The 15,788-nt window shown below is 62.6% G+C and carries 9 protein-coding genes; 1 reads left to right on the top strand and 8 read right to left on the bottom strand.

What is annotated here, in order from left to right:
* Positions 1–114 precede the first annotated feature (114 nt).
* The 7 genes from F6X24_RS00855 to F6X24_RS00825 form a co-directional block, all read right to left on the bottom strand.
* Positions 115–7,167: a T9SS type A sorting domain-containing protein gene (locus F6X24_RS00855; protein ID WP_151085830.1), complete on the bottom strand. Its 7,053-nt coding sequence runs from the start codon at positions 7,165–7,167 to the stop codon at positions 115–117.
* A gap of 573 nt (positions 7,168–7,740) precedes the next feature.
* The gene (locus tag F6X24_RS00850) at positions 7,741–8,055 is read right to left on the bottom strand and encodes an FtsB family cell division protein (protein WP_151085829.1); all 315 of its coding nucleotides are present in this window, start codon (positions 8,053–8,055) and stop codon (positions 7,741–7,743) included.
* Positions 8,056–8,149: 94 nt separating this feature from the next.
* The gene (eno, locus tag F6X24_RS00845; RefSeq protein ID WP_151085828.1) at positions 8,150–9,421 is read right to left on the bottom strand and encodes a phosphopyruvate hydratase; all 1,272 of its coding nucleotides are present in this window, start codon (positions 9,419–9,421) and stop codon (positions 8,150–8,152) included.
* A 45-nt stretch (positions 9,422–9,466) separates the two neighbouring features.
* Positions 9,467–9,790 (bottom strand): hypothetical protein, encoded by a 324-nt coding sequence (locus tag F6X24_RS00840; RefSeq protein ID WP_151085827.1) that lies wholly within the window; start codon positions 9,788–9,790, stop codon positions 9,467–9,469.
* 52 nt (positions 9,791–9,842) lie between these two features.
* Positions 9,843–10,904, bottom strand: coding sequence for a glycosyltransferase family protein (locus F6X24_RS00835; RefSeq protein ID WP_151085826.1), 1,062 nt, complete (start codon positions 10,902–10,904; stop codon positions 9,843–9,845).
* A gap of 102 nt (positions 10,905–11,006) precedes the next feature.
* A complete protein-coding gene (locus F6X24_RS00830; RefSeq protein WP_191906400.1) occupies positions 11,007–12,548 on the bottom strand; it encodes a T9SS type A sorting domain-containing protein in 1,542 nt (513 codons plus the stop codon).
* Between the two features lie 106 nt (positions 12,549–12,654).
* Positions 12,655–13,194, bottom strand: a complete 540-nt coding sequence (locus F6X24_RS00825; RefSeq protein ID WP_151085824.1) for a redoxin domain-containing protein — start codon at positions 13,192–13,194, stop codon at positions 12,655–12,657.
* A 130-nt stretch (positions 13,195–13,324) separates the two neighbouring features.
* On the opposite strand from F6X24_RS00825, the gene F6X24_RS00820 reads away from it, so the two are divergent.
* Positions 13,325–14,266 carry a hypothetical protein gene (locus F6X24_RS00820; RefSeq protein WP_151085823.1) on the top strand — a complete coding sequence of 314 codons (942 nt, stop codon included), beginning with the start codon at positions 13,325–13,327 and terminating at the stop codon, positions 14,264–14,266.
* Positions 14,267–14,351: 85 nt separating this feature from the next.
* On the opposite strand, the gene F6X24_RS00815 is transcribed toward F6X24_RS00820, so the two are convergent.
* Positions 14,352–15,659 carry a M16 family metallopeptidase gene (locus tag F6X24_RS00815; protein WP_151085822.1) on the bottom strand — a complete coding sequence of 436 codons (1,308 nt, stop codon included), beginning with the start codon at positions 15,657–15,659 and terminating at the stop codon, positions 14,352–14,354.
* Positions 15,660–15,788 lie beyond the last annotated feature (129 nt).

Genomic DNA, 15,788 nt, shown 5'->3' with positions numbered 1-15,788 from the left:
AGTCGGCGATACCCTGATTCTACTACCTAACTAGCTGAGCGGCGACGTGACTGGCCCAACTGCGCAGCGGAAATAAAAAGACCTCAGTGGCAGCTGAGGTCTTTTTATTTCCGCTTACTCCTTTATCAGTCTCAGCGTCTGAACTCCCGCAGCGGTTGCTAACCGGAGCAGGTATACCCCTGTTGGCAAGCTGCTAAAGAAGGTTAGTTCGAGTGCGGGTTGACTGGCGCCGGCGGGTAAGGGGCCCAATTCCTGGTTCAGTACTTGGCGGCCAACCGCATCGAGGAGCGTGAGGGTGGCTGAGGCGGTAGCCTGCGGCAGCACCAGGCGCAGTTGTACGGTTTGCTGATAGGGATTGGGCCAGGCTACCAACAGGCCGGCCGGGGCATCGAACAGCACCGTGCGCACCGGCGAGAAAGTGGCTGTGCCCTGCTGGTCTAGCTGGCGCAGGCGGTAGTAGCGCAGGCCGCTCTTGCCGGCTTCGCGGTCGGTGAAGCTGTAGCTACGGGGGGTGGCGCTATTACCCGCCCCGGCCACCAGACCCAGCGCCCGGAAGCTTTGCCCGTCCAGGCTCACCTGCACTTCAAATTCTTTGTTAGCCAGCTCCGTGGCCGTGGTCCAGCTCAGCACGACGTCGGAGCCCTGGCGCACGGCTTCGAAGCGTACCAGCTCTACGGGCAGCGGGGCAGCCTGGTCGCTGAGGGCCAGCAGGCTGAAGCGGGCGAACTGGCTGGGGCCGACCAGCGTACGAACCGGGGCAGGGTTGACGGTGGTAGCGTAGGTGTCGTAGCCACTGTTGTCGGCATTACGCTGACTGATGCGCTGGGCAGCCTCGCTGGCGATGGTGCCCAGTGAGGCCGGGTCGTAGGTGAGCGTGGGCTGGTAGGTGTAGCCGCTACCGTCGGCGTTGTCGTTGCTGAAGGTAAAGTAGGCGTTGGCGTAGCGGGCGCCGGCTGCAAAGGGCGCGGGCGGGTTGGTGCCCGAGTAGTAGCGGCCCGTCACGCTGCTGGGCACCGTGCCGGTGCTGCCGTAGCTGAGCTGGACCAGGGTGCGCCCGCCCAGCGAAAATGCCTGCGTACTGCCCGACGCGGGCGCGGCCGACACAGCCAGCGCCGGCGGGGTGCTCGTGGGCGTCATTTCCACTGAGCCGAGGTCGGGGGCGCCGGCGGCCACGGTGGTAGAGCGGGCCGCGCCCAGATAGTCGGTGCCGAGGGTAGCCAGCTGGGTGCCGGTACCGTTGGCGTACCAGGCGGCCGGGTTGGCCGGATTCACCGACAGGTCGCCGGTACTGGTATTGGTGAAGAGGCTGGCCGAGGGCAGCACCGACGCCTGCTCACTCAGGCTGCTGCCGTCGCCGCCGGTGGCCGCTTTGTAGGCAGCGAAGGTGTAGACGCTGCCGCCGTACTGGTTGACGTAGCTGCTGCTGTTAGCGTTGACGTACAGGTTGTAGTCGGCCGTGTTGGTGCCCGGGTTCGTGGGGGAGCCCACGAAATTGGTAGTCGAGGGCGTAGTCAGCGCCAGATTTAGGCCGCTCCCGCTCCGTTCGTTGTAGAGAATGTTGTTGCGCAGCACAAGGCCCGCAGTGGTGCTGTTGCGGTATAGCGCGTAGGTGCTACTGCTGCCCGTGCCGGCCAGATACACCGCGTTGTAGGCGTAGGTATTGCCGGTGCCATTTTCGTAGAGGCCGTACAGGTTGGGCGTGGCGGCCATGGCCCCGGTGCTCGACAGCTGGTTGTTGGCCACCGTTACGCCCGTGCCGTCGTTGTAGAGCAAGAGGAGGCGGTCGGCCAGCGAGCCGGTGCCGGTGCTGGAGGAGAAGAGGCCGGCCACGCGGTTGCGGGCTACCACGCTGCCGGTGGCTGCGCCGGTCACGTAAATGCCGCTCACGTAGTGATAAAAAGTAGAAGTCGGGGCGGTGGTCGACGTATTGCCGATGTTACTGAGCTGGTTGCCCGTCACGGTCACCAGCCCGGTGGCCGCCGTGAAGATACCGACGGTCTGGGCGTTGCGCGTAGCATTAGGCGTCGAGCTGTTGACGAGGCCGCTGACGATGTTGTCGCGCACTATGGGCGCGGCCCCGGTGCCGGTAGCGTAGATGCCGAATAGGAACACCCCCCCCATCAGGCCGGCGTTGGTTTGCAGGTTCAGCACCTGGTTGTTGGCGATGGTGGCAGCGGCGGTGCTACTTACGTAGATGCCGTAGCCGTAGCCCACCTTCAGCCCCTGCGTAGGCGAGGCGTCGCCGATGATGTTGCCGCTGACGTCACCGATGTTTACCGCGCCCCCCCCTACGTTGATGCCATTGCTGAAGGAAGACGAGCCCGCGTTGGTAAGGGCCCGGATGACGTTACCCTGTACGCTGGTAGCCGGCGCGTTGCCGACCACCAGCGCAATGCCGTTCAGGTTGCCCGAGGAGGAGCCCACGGTCATGGTGCCGCCGCTGGCTCCGCTGCCCGTGCCGCCGATGTAGTTGCCGCTTACCGTGTGGCCGGCACCGCCGCTGAAATAGATACCCGTGAAGGCCGCGCTGTTGGTGCCCGCCGTCTGGTAAATGTTGTTATTGCTGACCGTGTGGCCGTTGCCACCGGCCACCTGCACAAAAATCAGGGTTGTCGAGCGGGCCGCCTCCTGGTAGAGGGAGTTGCCCACTATTGACCAGGCAGAGTTATTGCTGCCGGCCAGGTACACCGCACCCGCCGAAAAATTATGCAGCTGGCTGTTCGAAACGGCATTGTTCGAGTTGGGTACCGTACCGCTCAGGCCCGCCGAGTAGATGCCATTGGCGTAGCTGGCGGTAGTGGCATTGCCGGGGCTGCGCACGTCGAGCCCGGTGAAGGTGTTGTTGTTGTTGCCGGTGCTGCTGCCACTGCCCAGCACGATGGTGCCGCTGCCGGCGTTGGTGTTGGCGCTTTCTACCAGCAGGTAGCTCAGCGTGTTGTTGCTGGCGTCGCCGGTCAGGCTGAAGGTGGGCGCGCTGGCCGTGGTGTTGCTGAAGCGCAGGTTTTGCGCGCCCGTCGGCTGCTGCCCGTTGAAGCTAACGCGGCTGGCCCCCACCAGGCGTATCAGGCCCGCAGTAGTGGTGGCCGTGGCCGTGACGTTGCGCAGCGTGCCATCCGACTGCACGGTGAGCGTGTAGCCGTTGCCGCCGTCGGCCAGCGCTGCCAGCGCCACCGCGCCCGTTTCGCCCGCCAGGTCTGAGGTAATGGTGACGGTGGTGTTGCCCGCCAGCGCCCCGTTGTTGAGGGCGTCGAACACGCCGCCTGCGTTGGTGAGCGAGGTATAGGGCTGGCCCGCGCCCACTGTCAGTGCCGTGGGCAGCCCCGCGAGCGTATACTGGTTGAGGGTGCTACCGGCGGGGCTGAGCGGGGCTCCGATGGGGAAGGCTGCGCTGCTGAGCGCCACGCTGGCCGGCGCGGCCGCGAAGGTACCCGCGTCGAGGCCCACGTTGGGCGTGGCCGCCCCGTCCTGGGCCACCACGAAGTACTGAATGGTAGTACCCGCCCCTGGCATGGTGGGCAGCAGGCTATAATCGAGCGTGAAGCTGAAGGGTGAGGTGTTGCCGCTGGCCTCCACCCACTTCCAGCCCGAAGTGGCGCTGGTGTTATCGGTGTAGGCGTTGGGGTCGGTCGAAAGCTTGTAATATACCCGGGGCCGGGCGCCGCTGGCGCCGTTCACGCCGCTGCCGGGCGTCACGTCCTGCACCAGCACGTTGGTAAAGACACGGCTGCTGAAGGGCGTGTAGGTGATGCCCGGCGCCACCAGGTCGAGGTAGGTGTAGCTGCCCTCGTAGGCCCCGATGTCGGGCGTGGTAGTGCTGCGCGTGGTGCCCGTGTAGTCCGTCGTGATGTCGGCAAGGGGGAGCGCCCCGCCCTCGATGGGGGCCGCCCCCGTGGGCTGCAGAAAATTGGCGTCGGTGCCAGTGGTGCTCACGAAGCTCACCGGCTGGCTGATGGTGCGCTGCTCGCGGCTCAGGCTGCTGTTGCCCGCTCCCGGCGCGGTGTACATAAAGCTGCGGTAGGTGAAGAGCGTGGTTTTGGCGTTGGTGGGGGTGGCCGTGGCCAGGCCCTCGGCGTAGAGCAGGCCGCTGGCGGCGTAGAGCAGGTTGCTGGTGCTGCTGCCGGCCAGGTTGGCCGGCGGGGTGCCGGCCGTGCCGGCTGCCACGCGGCCCAGGGCCACGCTCTTGCCGGTGCCGCTGGCGGTAGCGCTATTATACACCAGGTTGTTGTTGAGGGTGATGGTAGTGGGTGTACCCGTGAAGGCGATGCCCGCCGCTCCGAAGTTGGTACCGCCGCTACCGCTCAGGTACACCGTATTGTAGTAGGCATTCAGGGTGGTGCCGGCATTCAGGTAGAGCCCCGTCACGGCCGGGCTGCTGGTGCTGGCCGGGGCCGTCAGGTTGCCCACCACGTTGTTGGCCAGCGTGTGCATGCTGCCGAGGGCCGTGTACAGGCCATACACCGTGGCGGTGCCCGCGCCGGTGACGCTCAGGTCGCTGATTTTGTTGCCGCTGGTGAGCAGCGGCGCGGTGGCGCTGGTGCTGCTGGCCAGAAACATCCCGTATACGCCCGCTGCCCCGCTGCTGCTCAGGCTGCCGACGGTGTTGCCCGTGAGGCTGCCGCCCGGCAGGTTGCTGATAGTCGTGAGCGGGTTGCTGGTGCTGCCGCTGGTGCTGATGCCCACCACCGCGCCGGCCCCGCTCAGGTTCTGAATGGTGTTGCCCGCGAGGCTGGCGCCGGCCGCCGCGTTGCCGGCCACCCAGAGGCCCGTCAGTGTCGAGGCACCCGTGCTGATGCCCCCGCCGGTAGCCAGCGAGCCGATGGTGTTATTGCTGACTACCAGCGTGGTGCTCGGGCCGGTCGGAGCCAGCAGGCCCACGAAGGGCGAGGTGAAGGTGCCCGCCGTTCCCCGCAGGTTGAGGCCGGTAAAGGTGTTGCCGGTGAGCGTGTGTGTACCGGCACTGGCGGGCGTGCCTGTATTGACGTAGCCATATACTACACTACCGGAAGTAGCATTCTTGGTAAAGCCCGTGAACTGGTTGCCCTGCACCAGTACGTTGCTGCTGGTGCTGCTGGCGTTGAGGAAGGTAACCCCGCTCGTCGAGGCCGTGCTGCTGTTCTGGTAGCGGTTGTTGCTGATGGTGAGTAGCCCCGTGCTGCTGCCCGTCGCCTGGATAATGGTCATGGCCCCGGTGCTGGTGGTGCTGCTGTTCAGCAGGGTGTTGCTGTCGAAGGTGAGCGTCGAGGCCGTGGAGCTGCTGTTAGCGACACCCGTAAAACTAGAAGTAAACGTGCCGCCCGTGTGGGTGCCGGTGTAGGTAAGGGTATTGTTGCTCATCGCGGCCGCGCCCGTCAGCGGGGCCAGGTTGATAATCCCGGTAAGCCCCGACGTAGTAGCGCCGGCCGAGGTAGCCAGCCCAAAAGTGAAGGTGTTGCCGTTGAAGCTGGTTGTACCGCTTATCCCGGCGCCTTGGTTTATTACTCCCGTCATCGCCGGGCTGATAGTGGCCCCGCTGTTAGTGATGTCTACCGTATAGTTGTTGTTGCTGACGACCAGGCTGCCCGGTAAGGCTGTTGTGTTGGTAACGCCCTGCACGTTGCCGGAAAGAACGCCGACCGTGGCCGGGGCGGCCGGCACCGTATAGCGGATGGTATTGCCGCTGATAGTCAGCGTCCCGCTTACCTGGCCACTGGTGACGATGGCCTGGGGCGAGGCCGAAATTGCGCCGCCGCTGTCGGTGTTAGTCAGCGTGTAGGTAACGGTGTTGGTGCTTACCGTCAGGTTGGTGGTAGTCACGCCGATGTTGAGGCCGAGGTGAGCACTGGAGCCGGCCGCGATGGTGCCGGGGCCGGAGTTGCTCACGTTGAAGGTGACCACGTTGCTGCTGATGGTAGCCGCGCCCGTCACCGTACCCCCGCAGTTCATCCCCTGAGCTGCCTGGTTGAGGCCGCCCGCCCCCGTATTATTTAGATTGTAGGTCAATTGGTTGCCGGTCACGTTCAGCGCCCCGATGCCGGAGCCGCTGACCGACTGCACCAGCATGCGGGTGTTGGTGCCGGCCGTGGCGGCGGCCGTGGTGGTGTAGATTACCACGTTGTTGAGCAGGTTAATGGTGCCCGTGCCGGTATGGCCCGCGTACACCCCCGTGGCCGTACCGATGCTGGCGTTGGCGGCCTGCGTCAGCGTCACCTGGTTGTTGTTCAGGTTGCAGTCGCCGCTTTGGCCTTGGCTGGCGTACACGCCCACCATGCCGTTGGGGGCCGCCACGCCCCCGCTGCCCGCGTTGTCCACGGTGTTGTAGCTGGCATTCACTGCACTTTGGGCTACCAGCTGGATGCCGCTGCCGGTCAGGCTGCCCACGCCGCCAAAGTTGCGGATGGTGTTGCCCGTGGCGGCCGAAGCGCCCCCGAAGTCGTTATTCTGGTCGGCCAGCGTGTAGGGCGAAGCTGCGGTGTAGCCGTTAACATAGATACCCAGCTGGGTATTGAGAATAGTGTTGGTGTAAAAGTGGTTGCCCGAGTTGCTGCCGGCCGCCGTCGTGGGCGTCACGGCCGTGCCGGTGCTGGTGGTTTGGGCCAGGTAAATGCCGTAGATAACGCCCGACGTCGAGTTGCTGCCCGAGCGGTTCATGGTCACGGTGCAGTTCTGAATGGTGTTGTTCTGGCAGCCATTGGTGGCTGTGGCCCGAAACAGGCCGTAGCCATACTCAGCCGCCGTGGTCTGGCTGTTGTTGCTGGCCGGGTCGAGCAGGTCGATGCCGTCGAAGGTCACGTAGTCGGCCCCGCTCAGCCGCACGATGCCATCAAAGATGGGAGAGGTGCCCACGCCGGCCTGAATGAGCGGGTTGGCCCCGGTACCGCTTTTCTGGAAGATAATCTGCCCCGTGGCGCCACCCGTGCCCTGAGCCGTGAGCAGCGGCAGGCCGCCCGCCGGGGCCGTTTCGACGTAACCGGCCGCCACGTTCACCGTCACGCCCCCGTTAGGAAAGCTGGAATTAATGTCGTTGATGGCTTGCGTGAAGCTACTGTAGTCGCCCGGCAGCGTTCTCGTGGTCTGTGCCCGGGCGCCGACTGCGCTCAGCATTACCAGCAGCAGTAGCAGGCAGCGCCACCGTGCGGTAGTGAGGGAGCCAGCCGCAGCGCCTACAAAGGGTAAATAGTTGGCTTTCATAATTAAAAAAACAGAAAGTGCATCATGCAAAGGTAGTATGGCCGCCGTTTAACTAAGCCAATAGAAAATGCCGTTTTCTGAATTTTTTGCCTTCGGCCGGGTCCGCGCCGCCGGCGCGAAACGCCCCTGTCCTAGCGTTTCCTGGCACACCGTCAAACTTATGAGAGTAGGGTTCGTCACCTTCGCCTGCTACTGCTACCGACTTGCTGGGGCGCTGTGCCGCCCGGCTCCCTGGCTGGTGCGACTACCACGCGCCCGAGTTGGCCCGACTGTCGTCTTGCTCCTAGCTGTGGCAGGTGCGGAAGGCTGCCATACCCCGAGTCGCGGGTAGAGGCAAGCCGGCAAAATCACTGCCTTTGCCCAGCCGGACCCCTGGTAGGTAGCGCTCGATGACCCGTCCACGCTGCCGGCCCGGACATCAGGGGCCCGCCGGCAGCCCGCCGGCGATGCCGCCCAATTTGACTTCCTAAACCGCTCCAGTGAGTTTGGCGGATGAAAGATACCAGCGCAGTATATAAAAAATGCCCGCTAGTTATATACTGGCGGGCATTTTTTATATACTGCACAACAGGCTCACTCCGTAGGCTTAGGCACCAGTACAAATACGTCTTCGCCGGGGCGCTTCATGAGGTATTTCTCACGGGCGAACTTCTCCAGCAAAGCCGGCGAGCTGAGCAGCTCGGCGCGGTCCTTCTTCACCACTTCAATATTAGCCTCGTAATATTCTTTCTCGGCCCGCAGCTCGCGCCACTTGTGGTACATGTCGTACTGCTTGCCGAGGTCGTTCGAGTCGAACACGGTCATCCACACTACAAAGCCGGCGGCCGTGAGGAAGTAGAAGTTGCGCAGCACGCGCAGAGTAGGCGAGAGAAAGGCGGGAAGCTGCATTTTTAATGACTAATGGTTAATGACTACTAGTTAATTATCAAGGGGATGCTGATGAGGTATTAACCATTGATAATTAACTATTAACCATCAAAATCTACATTTTCTTGCCGGGAAAGTACGCCGTTTCGCCCAGCTCTTCCTCGATGCGGAGCAGCTGGTTGTACTTGGCCATGCGGTCGGAGCGCGAGGCCGAGCCGGTTTTAATCTGGCCGGTGTTCAGGGCCACGGCCAGGTCGGCGATGGTCGAGTCTTCGGTTTCGCCCGAGCGGTGGCTCATAATGGACTTGTAGCCGTTGCGGCGGCCTAGGTTTACGGCCGCAATCGTCTCGGTGAGCGAGCCAATCTGGTTTACCTTGATGAGAATGGCGTTGGCCACGTGCTCGTCAATGCCGCGCTGCAGGCGCTCCACGTTAGTTACGAACAGGTCGTCGCCCACGAGCTGGATTTTCTTGCCCACCTGGTCGGTGATGCTCTTCCAGCCGGCCCAGTCATCTTCGGCCAGGCCGTCTTCGATGCTGACAATTGGGTACTTCTTGGTCCATTCCACCCAGTAGCTCACCATCTGCTCGCTGGTCAGCTTGTCGCCGGTGCTCTTCTTGAAGTGATAGTGGCCGTCTTCATAAAACTCCGACGCGGCCGGGTCAAGGGCAATCATCACCTGCTCGCCGGGCTTGTAGCCGGCTTGCTCAATAGCTTGCAGCACCAGCTGAATGGCCTCCTCGTTGCTCTGAATGTCGGGGGCAAAGCCGCCTTCGTCGCCCACGTTGGTGCTCAGGCCCTTCTTTTTCAGTACCGATTTGAGGGTATGGAAGATGTCGGTGCCCCAGCGCAGCGCCTCCGAGAACGAGCTGGCGCCCACCGGCATTACCATAAATTCCTGGAAGTCAATCTTGTTATCGGCGTGCGAGCCGCCGTTCAGAATGTTCATCATCGGCACGGGCAGCGTGTTGGCACCCACGCCGCCTACGTAGCGGTACAGCGGCTGGCCTAGCTCCTGTGCCGCGGCGCGGGCGGCGGCCAGGCTCACGCCCAGAATGGCGTTGGCGCCGAGGTTGCCCTTGTTAGCGGTGCCGTCGAGCTCGCGCATGATTTTGTCAATCAGCGCCTGCTCGTACACCGAGAAGCCCACTAGCTCCTCAGCAATCTTGGAATTTACGTTTTCAACGGCTTTCAGCACGCCCTTGCCCTGGTAGATGGCCTTATCGCCGTCGCGCAGCTCCACGGCTTCGTGCACGCCGGTGCTGGCGCCGCTGGGCACGGCCGCGCGGCCCACAGTGCCCGAATCGGTGGTGACGTCAACTTCTACGGTCGGATTGCCGCGTGAATCCAGAATCTGGCGGGCATGAATGGCTGCGATGTAGCTCATGAAAAAGTCGTTTGGGTTACAGTGATAATTAAACACAAACCTACGCTACTTCCCTAAAAGGAACTCGTTCCAGCCCGAAAGCCGCTGAAAAATTGCCAGCATTTCCGGGTAAGAATAAAGCCAGGAGTACTGCTTTGAGTCGAGCATGTTCAAACGCCGGATTTCATAGCGCCATTCCAGTTGAGTTATGCAAACCGCCATTTCATACTGTTCACAATCTACCTTCTCCAACAATTCTCCCATAAATCCCCCCTCGCTTTTGTAGACGTAGAACGTAGCTGATGAATCCAGCAGTCTTGCTCCTGCCAGTATATCGGGTGGTGCCTGTAGCTTTTGTTTCAGGTGGAGTTCAACAATCACTTTTTCCATTGGAAACTCTTTTGTTCAATACTAAAACGCTCCGATATCGTTCGCTATTCGCTTATAACTCGGCCAGTACTTCGGTCAGCCGGGCAAATAGCACCTCGTTGCCCGGCTGCTGGTAGCTGGCCAGCGCGGCCTCAAACTGCGGCAAGCCGGCCAGAAAAGCCTGCACATTCGCCGGCGTAATGGCCTCAAAATGCTGGCCATAGCCGCGCTGCTCAATCTCGGCGGCATTCAGCCACTGCTCGAACTGCGCCGGGATGGGCACTGCGCACACCGGCTTGTGCAGGTACACCGCCTCCGAAATCAGCGAAAAGCCGCCATTAGTCAGCACCGCGCGGCAGCCCGCCAGCTCGGCAATAAAGCCCGCCTCGGAGAAGGGCCGCAGCCGCACGTTGCCGTGCGCCTCGTCTTTGTTGAAGCCATACACCCGAAACTCCTGCTCCGGCAGCTGCTGCAAGATGGGAATAAGGTCGCCCTGCGTAGTGGCCGATTGGTAAACCAGTATATAGTCACCGCGAGTTGGCTGGGCCGCCTGAATCTCGGGTCGGATAATGCTGGGCACCAGCGTGGTGCGCCCAGCGTAGCGCGGGCGCAGCGGCAGCTCAAAAAAGGTGGTGATGAGGTAGTGTCGGGCGCGGGGCAGCTTGGCCCGCACCAGGTAGCGGGCCAGGTCGTAGTCTTCGCGTATGGCCGGGGGTATAGCCACATTGAGTCGGGCACGGCTGATAATCTGCATATTATCAATGCTGATGACCGGTACGCGCAAGAGCTTGGCAAAGAAATAGCTGAACGACTCAAAATCCGAAATCACCACCGCGGGCCGGAAGCCGCGCAGCAGCTGCCGGTACTGCCGGAAGTTGGTTTGCAGCGCCTCGGGCGCGGTGCGCAGCGTCAGGCCCAGCGTGCGCGATTTTGATACCGTCAGCTGCTTATACGCCAGGTGAAAGCCCTTTATCTCCAGCACCCGCCCCGGAAAAGCCTTGTCGAGCAGCGTAAAAGCCCGCGAGCTGCTAACTACTCGCACCTCGTGGCCCTGCTCCAGCAGCCAGGCAATGATGACTTTGCTGCGGGTAGCGTGGCCGAGGCCCTCGCCCGGCACGCCGTAGAGGATGGTCATTTAGAAGTAGTAGGTAATGGGTAATAAGTAGTAACTACTGACTAATGGGTAATACCCAATGCGCAGTAAAGAACGTCACTTCCCGCCCCACTACCCATTACCCTACTGAATAAGCAGCTTGCCGGTGCGGGTGCTGCCGCTGGCTTCGAGCTGCACCAGGTAGAGGCCGGCGGGCAGATTTTGCAGCGGTAGCGGCACTTGGCGCGGGCCGGCGGGCTGCGTCTGCTGCGTAAGCACGTTGCGTACCAGGCGGCCTTTCTCATCGAGGATGCGCAGGCTGACGGGGCCAGCCTGGAGCAAGGTAAAGCTGGCGGTGGCCGCCCCCAGCTCGGCCGGGTTGGGGTGGAGCAGGAAGTCGCTTTCGGCCCCGGCGGCATTGCCCACGGGCACGGCCGAGCGAGTGGCCAGGGCCACGGCTTCGTCGCCGGGCTGGTAGGGCACCAGGTCGAAGAAGCCGACCATCATCTCGTCGCTGGTATTTTCGCCCCAGGTCACGGTTTTCGGGGGCAAGTTGGGCTGGTTGGGGTTGCTGGTCGTGTTGTCGTAGGTAACATCGGCCTCCAGGCGCGAGCCGGCCGGAATGTACTGCATGGTCGGGAAGCGATAGTTGCCCTGCCAGCGAAAATTCCAGTCGTTGATTTTCAAGAGCTTGATGGTGTCGCCGCTGGGCTTGATGGCCCATACCTTCCAGCTTTTACCCAGCAGGTGCGAATGGGGCAGCACGGAAAGCAGGCTTACATCCTGCGACACGCCGAAGGTGTAGTGAAAGGTCTTGACCTGGCCGGCCGGAATGACAAACGGGCCGTTGGTAAGGCCCCAGAAGGGCGTAATAACGGGCTGCGTGGCTACGTAGCGCTGCACCGGCTGGCGGCTGTAAAAGATGTTGATAACCGACGAGTCGGTTTGGGCCACGCTCGTGGGGCCGTAGTGCACCTGCACCAGCAGGCGGGCATGGCGATACAGCTTTTTGCCCATGCCCGCCGGATAAAAGCGCGCCTGATTGCCCGGCACCCAGCCGGCAAAGTTGTCTTCCACGGTGGTAAACCCGAAGCCGCCGAAGCTGGTGTAGCCGTAGCCGGGGTCCTGGGCATCGCGCTGCTCGCCCTGGCTGGTGGTGTCGAGGCCGATGATGGCGTGGTGCACCAGCCGCTTGTTGCCGGGCCGAAACTCCACGGCGGCAATATCGTGGTCGGCAGATATAGTAACCGGCAGCACAAACACCCGGTACAGGTCTTGGTTGGTGCCCGGTACCGTAAAGGTCTGGCGCATTGGCACTACCAGGTCGGGGGTGCCGAGCTGCGAGCCGCTGGGGAAGGTTGGCACGGCCGGCGCCAGGGCCGGGTTGCCCTGGGGCATGCCGCTGGTTACCCAGCTCCGGATGCTGGCTATCTCCGTGGTAGAGAGAGTATTTTCGTCAAGGTAGTGGCGGTAGTTGGGGTCGGGCTTCCAGGGCGGCATGTAGCCCGAGCCCGTAACGGCCATAACGGTGGTGCCGTGGCTGACCACGTCCTGGTAGCTCAGCAGTGAGAACGGTGCCACCTCGCCCGGCCGGTGGCAACGGGCGCAGTGTGAATAGATAATAGGGGCTATGTGCTCGCTGAAATTTAGCTGGGTAGCCTGGGCCTGAGCGCGGCCGGGCCGCATAAAACCCGCTAAAAGGAGGAATAGTAAGAAAAATCTTCTCATAATACTGCGTAATACTTGATTATCTGAAAATTAAGAAATAATAACCGGCCCTGTTTAGCCTTTTTTACTGACCCAGCCCGGCTTTTTCGATGTAGCAGCCCACCGCCTGGGTGTGCGGCACGGCTACGGCGCGGCCCGCCGCCAGGTCGGCCAGGGCATCGGCCAGCTCGTGGTGCTGGCTTAGGGTGCGGCGCTGGCCCAGGGCGGCATACTGGTCGTCGAGCCGGCCTTGGTAAAGGATGGTATGCTGGTCGGCGGCTACTACCACTGCTTCCGGCGTGATGCGCGCCCCCAGGCGCTGCGCCAGTGCCTGGCCGGGGTCGGGCTGCGTAGTAAACGGCACCGTATAGGTGCGGGCAAAAGCCGCTACGCTGGCCGCGGTAGCCCCCGCCCCCGGAAATACGCCCACGAACTGCGCCCCCAGCGGGGCGTAGCGGGCATAAAGCGCCCGCAGCGGCAGCGTTGCCTGCTGGCTGATGGGGCAGCTTTCGGCCAGAAAAACATATACCGTGACGGGTAGGCGCGGCGCGGCGGGGCGGCTGGCTCCGGCCAGCATGCCCAGCCCGAGTAGCAAGAGTAGTTTGCCAGGAAAAAGTAGCCTCATCGCGGAAAGTGGCCGATGGCCCGTCAGAGTAAGGTGGTGCTAGCCCAGACACCAGCCAGCGGACTGGGGTTCCGGGTTGGCCCGGTTTTCGTATTGGGCCGTACACGTCGCTTCCACACTCTTTCTGCTTATGTGTATTTCTGCTGCTTCTTTTCCACTGGGCCGGGCTGCCGCTTTGCTGGCCCTGGCGGCTACGGCCTGTACTGCGCCGCGTGGCATCACTACCTCGGGCAAGGTCACGCCCCAGGGTGAGTTTCGGCTGGCCTACAACCAAGGGTTTAACGTGGGCTCGGCCCCGCTCAGCAAGGCCGGCTCGGCGGTAAAAACGGCTGCCAGCCAGCTGGGTAATCAGGCGGCCCGTGGCGATACCGTGCGCTACTCGGGGGCGGTAAGCAACCTGCAGACGGCGGCCCTGGCCTACCTGCTCGACCCTTTGCAGCCCACGGCCGACCTCAGCATTCGCTATGGGGTGGTGCCGCGCCTCGATGTGGGCTATAAGTATGCCTTTGGCTCGCACGTCTTCGACACCCAGTATCAGCTGCTCGGCCCCACGGGCTCGGTCGAAAACCCTGACCGGGACGCGGCCGGCGGTACCACATATGCCAGCATTGGCTTGCAGTATGCCATTCAGCGGGCGGCCCTGCCCAATCTGTCATTCCTGACGGACGTCAATAACCTGCTGGGTATCTCGGCCTCGCGCCACGATGTGCTGATTCCGCTCACGGTGAGCCAGTCATTCGGGCCGGAGGAAAGCATTGGCGCTATTAGCTACGGCGCGGTGTACGCGCACTCGTGGGTGAGCTATGGCTTCACCCCTAGCAATTTGTACAACGCCACCGGTGGTTCCAGATTACCCGCCCTGCCCCGGCAGAGCCGCAATTTTTCGTCCTATGGCCTGTTTCTCAACCTCAAGCTCGGCTATAAATACGTGTACGTAGTGCCCGCCCTCAGCCTGTACTATCAGAATTACGGCGATTTCACTCTGCTCGACGGCAGCACTACCTCGCTCAGTGGGGTCACGTTTATTCCTTCGCTGGGCCTTCAGTTCCGCATTCCTAACCTGAGTCGGTAGAGTGTACGCGTTTTTGTTACGCGCTGCTCGTTGATAGCCAAACTAAAAAGACTATCAACGAGCAGCGCGTAACAAAAACGGAGAATTAATAAACCAGCTCCGGCACTTCGCCGCCGGCCACTACGGTCAGCATGTCGGCGGGGCTGAGGTAGGTGCGGGCCAGGGCCTGTAGCTCGGCGGCCGTCACGGCCTGGGTGCGTTGCACCAGGTAGGTATAGTAGTCGGGCCGCAGGCCTTGCAGCACCACGTAGCGGTAGCGGTCGGCCTGCTCAAATACGGTGGCCGTTTCGCCCAGCAGCTTGCCCAGCGTATAGTTCTTAACGGTTTCGAGCTCATCGTCAGCCAGCGGCTCTTCCTGCAGGCGGGTTAGCTCGGCGGCAATCTCGAAGCGGGTGGCGCCGGCACTTTCGCCGTTTACATCGGTGCCGATAACCAGGGCGGTAGCCTGCTCGCGCGCTACCACGCTGGCATGAATGCCGTAGGTAAAGCCCTTGTCTTCCCGGATATTCTTCATGAGCCGCGAGCCAAAGTAGCCGCCCAGAATCTTGACCAGCAGCAGCAGCTCGGGCGTTTGGGCTTCGGTAGGAGCCGGCCAGCGCCGCCCTACGCGTAGCGAAGCCTGAATACTCCCCTCAACCGGTACGCTGACTATCCCGGTAGGAGCGGGCTCGGGCAGCAGTGGCGGCTGGGTAGGCAGCGCGGCGGGCACCGCGCCGGTAGCGGGCTGCCACTGGCCCAGCTGCGTCGCCACGGCCGCGGCCGCGGCGGCCACGTCGCCGCTCAAAAACAGCTCGGCTCCGGCCGGTGCGTAGGCGGCCGCATGAAAAGCCCGCAGCTCGGCCGCCGTAAAGGCAGTAAAGGAGGCTTCGTCAAACGGCCGGCCGTAGGCCGACTCGGCCCCAAACAGGTGGCGGTTAAACTCCTCACTGGCGCGGTAGCTGGTTTTCTGGCGCTCTACGCGCATATTCTGGCTGATGCGGGTTTGCAGCTGGCGCAGCTCGGTTTCGGGAAAGCTGGGGGCGGCCAGTACTTCGGCCACCAGCGGCAGCAGGTCGGGCAGGTGCCGGGCCAGGCAGTAGAGCGTGAGCGTACTGCGGTCGGGGCCCGACTCGCATTCGAGCGAGGCCCCGTAAAAAGCTACCATATCGGCAATCTCGCGTGCCGAGCGCGTGGCCGTGCCTTCGGTCAGCATGCGGGCCGTGAGCTGCGCGATACCTGGCTGCGGCTCCTGGCGCTTGCCGGCGGGCAGCACTACCTGCAGGCGCAGCACGGGCTGAGCATCGTTGGCCAGCAGGTGCAGGCGCGCGCCATTGGGCAGGGTGCTCACCTGCGGGCTGGGTAGTACAATCTGGGTAAGGGGCTGGGTAGGAGGGGGCTGAAGGCGATTGAGCACAGCGTTTTTGAATAAAAGCTTAAAAATAATGCAGTAAACGGGCAGTTTACATGCAGCAGCCAGCACTAAAAAGTGAGGCTGGGGAGCGGCGACTGCTTCAGTCCTGCTCCCCAGCCCCTTTTGTACGTC

The sequence above is a fragment of the Hymenobacter baengnokdamensis genome, from assembly GCF_008728635.1.
In the GTDB taxonomy this organism is placed as follows: Bacteria; Bacteroidota; Bacteroidia; order Cytophagales; family Hymenobacteraceae; genus Hymenobacter; species Hymenobacter baengnokdamensis.
The sequence above is the reverse complement of the archived record's forward strand: the minus strand, read 5'-3'. Positions and strand labels throughout refer to the sequence as shown.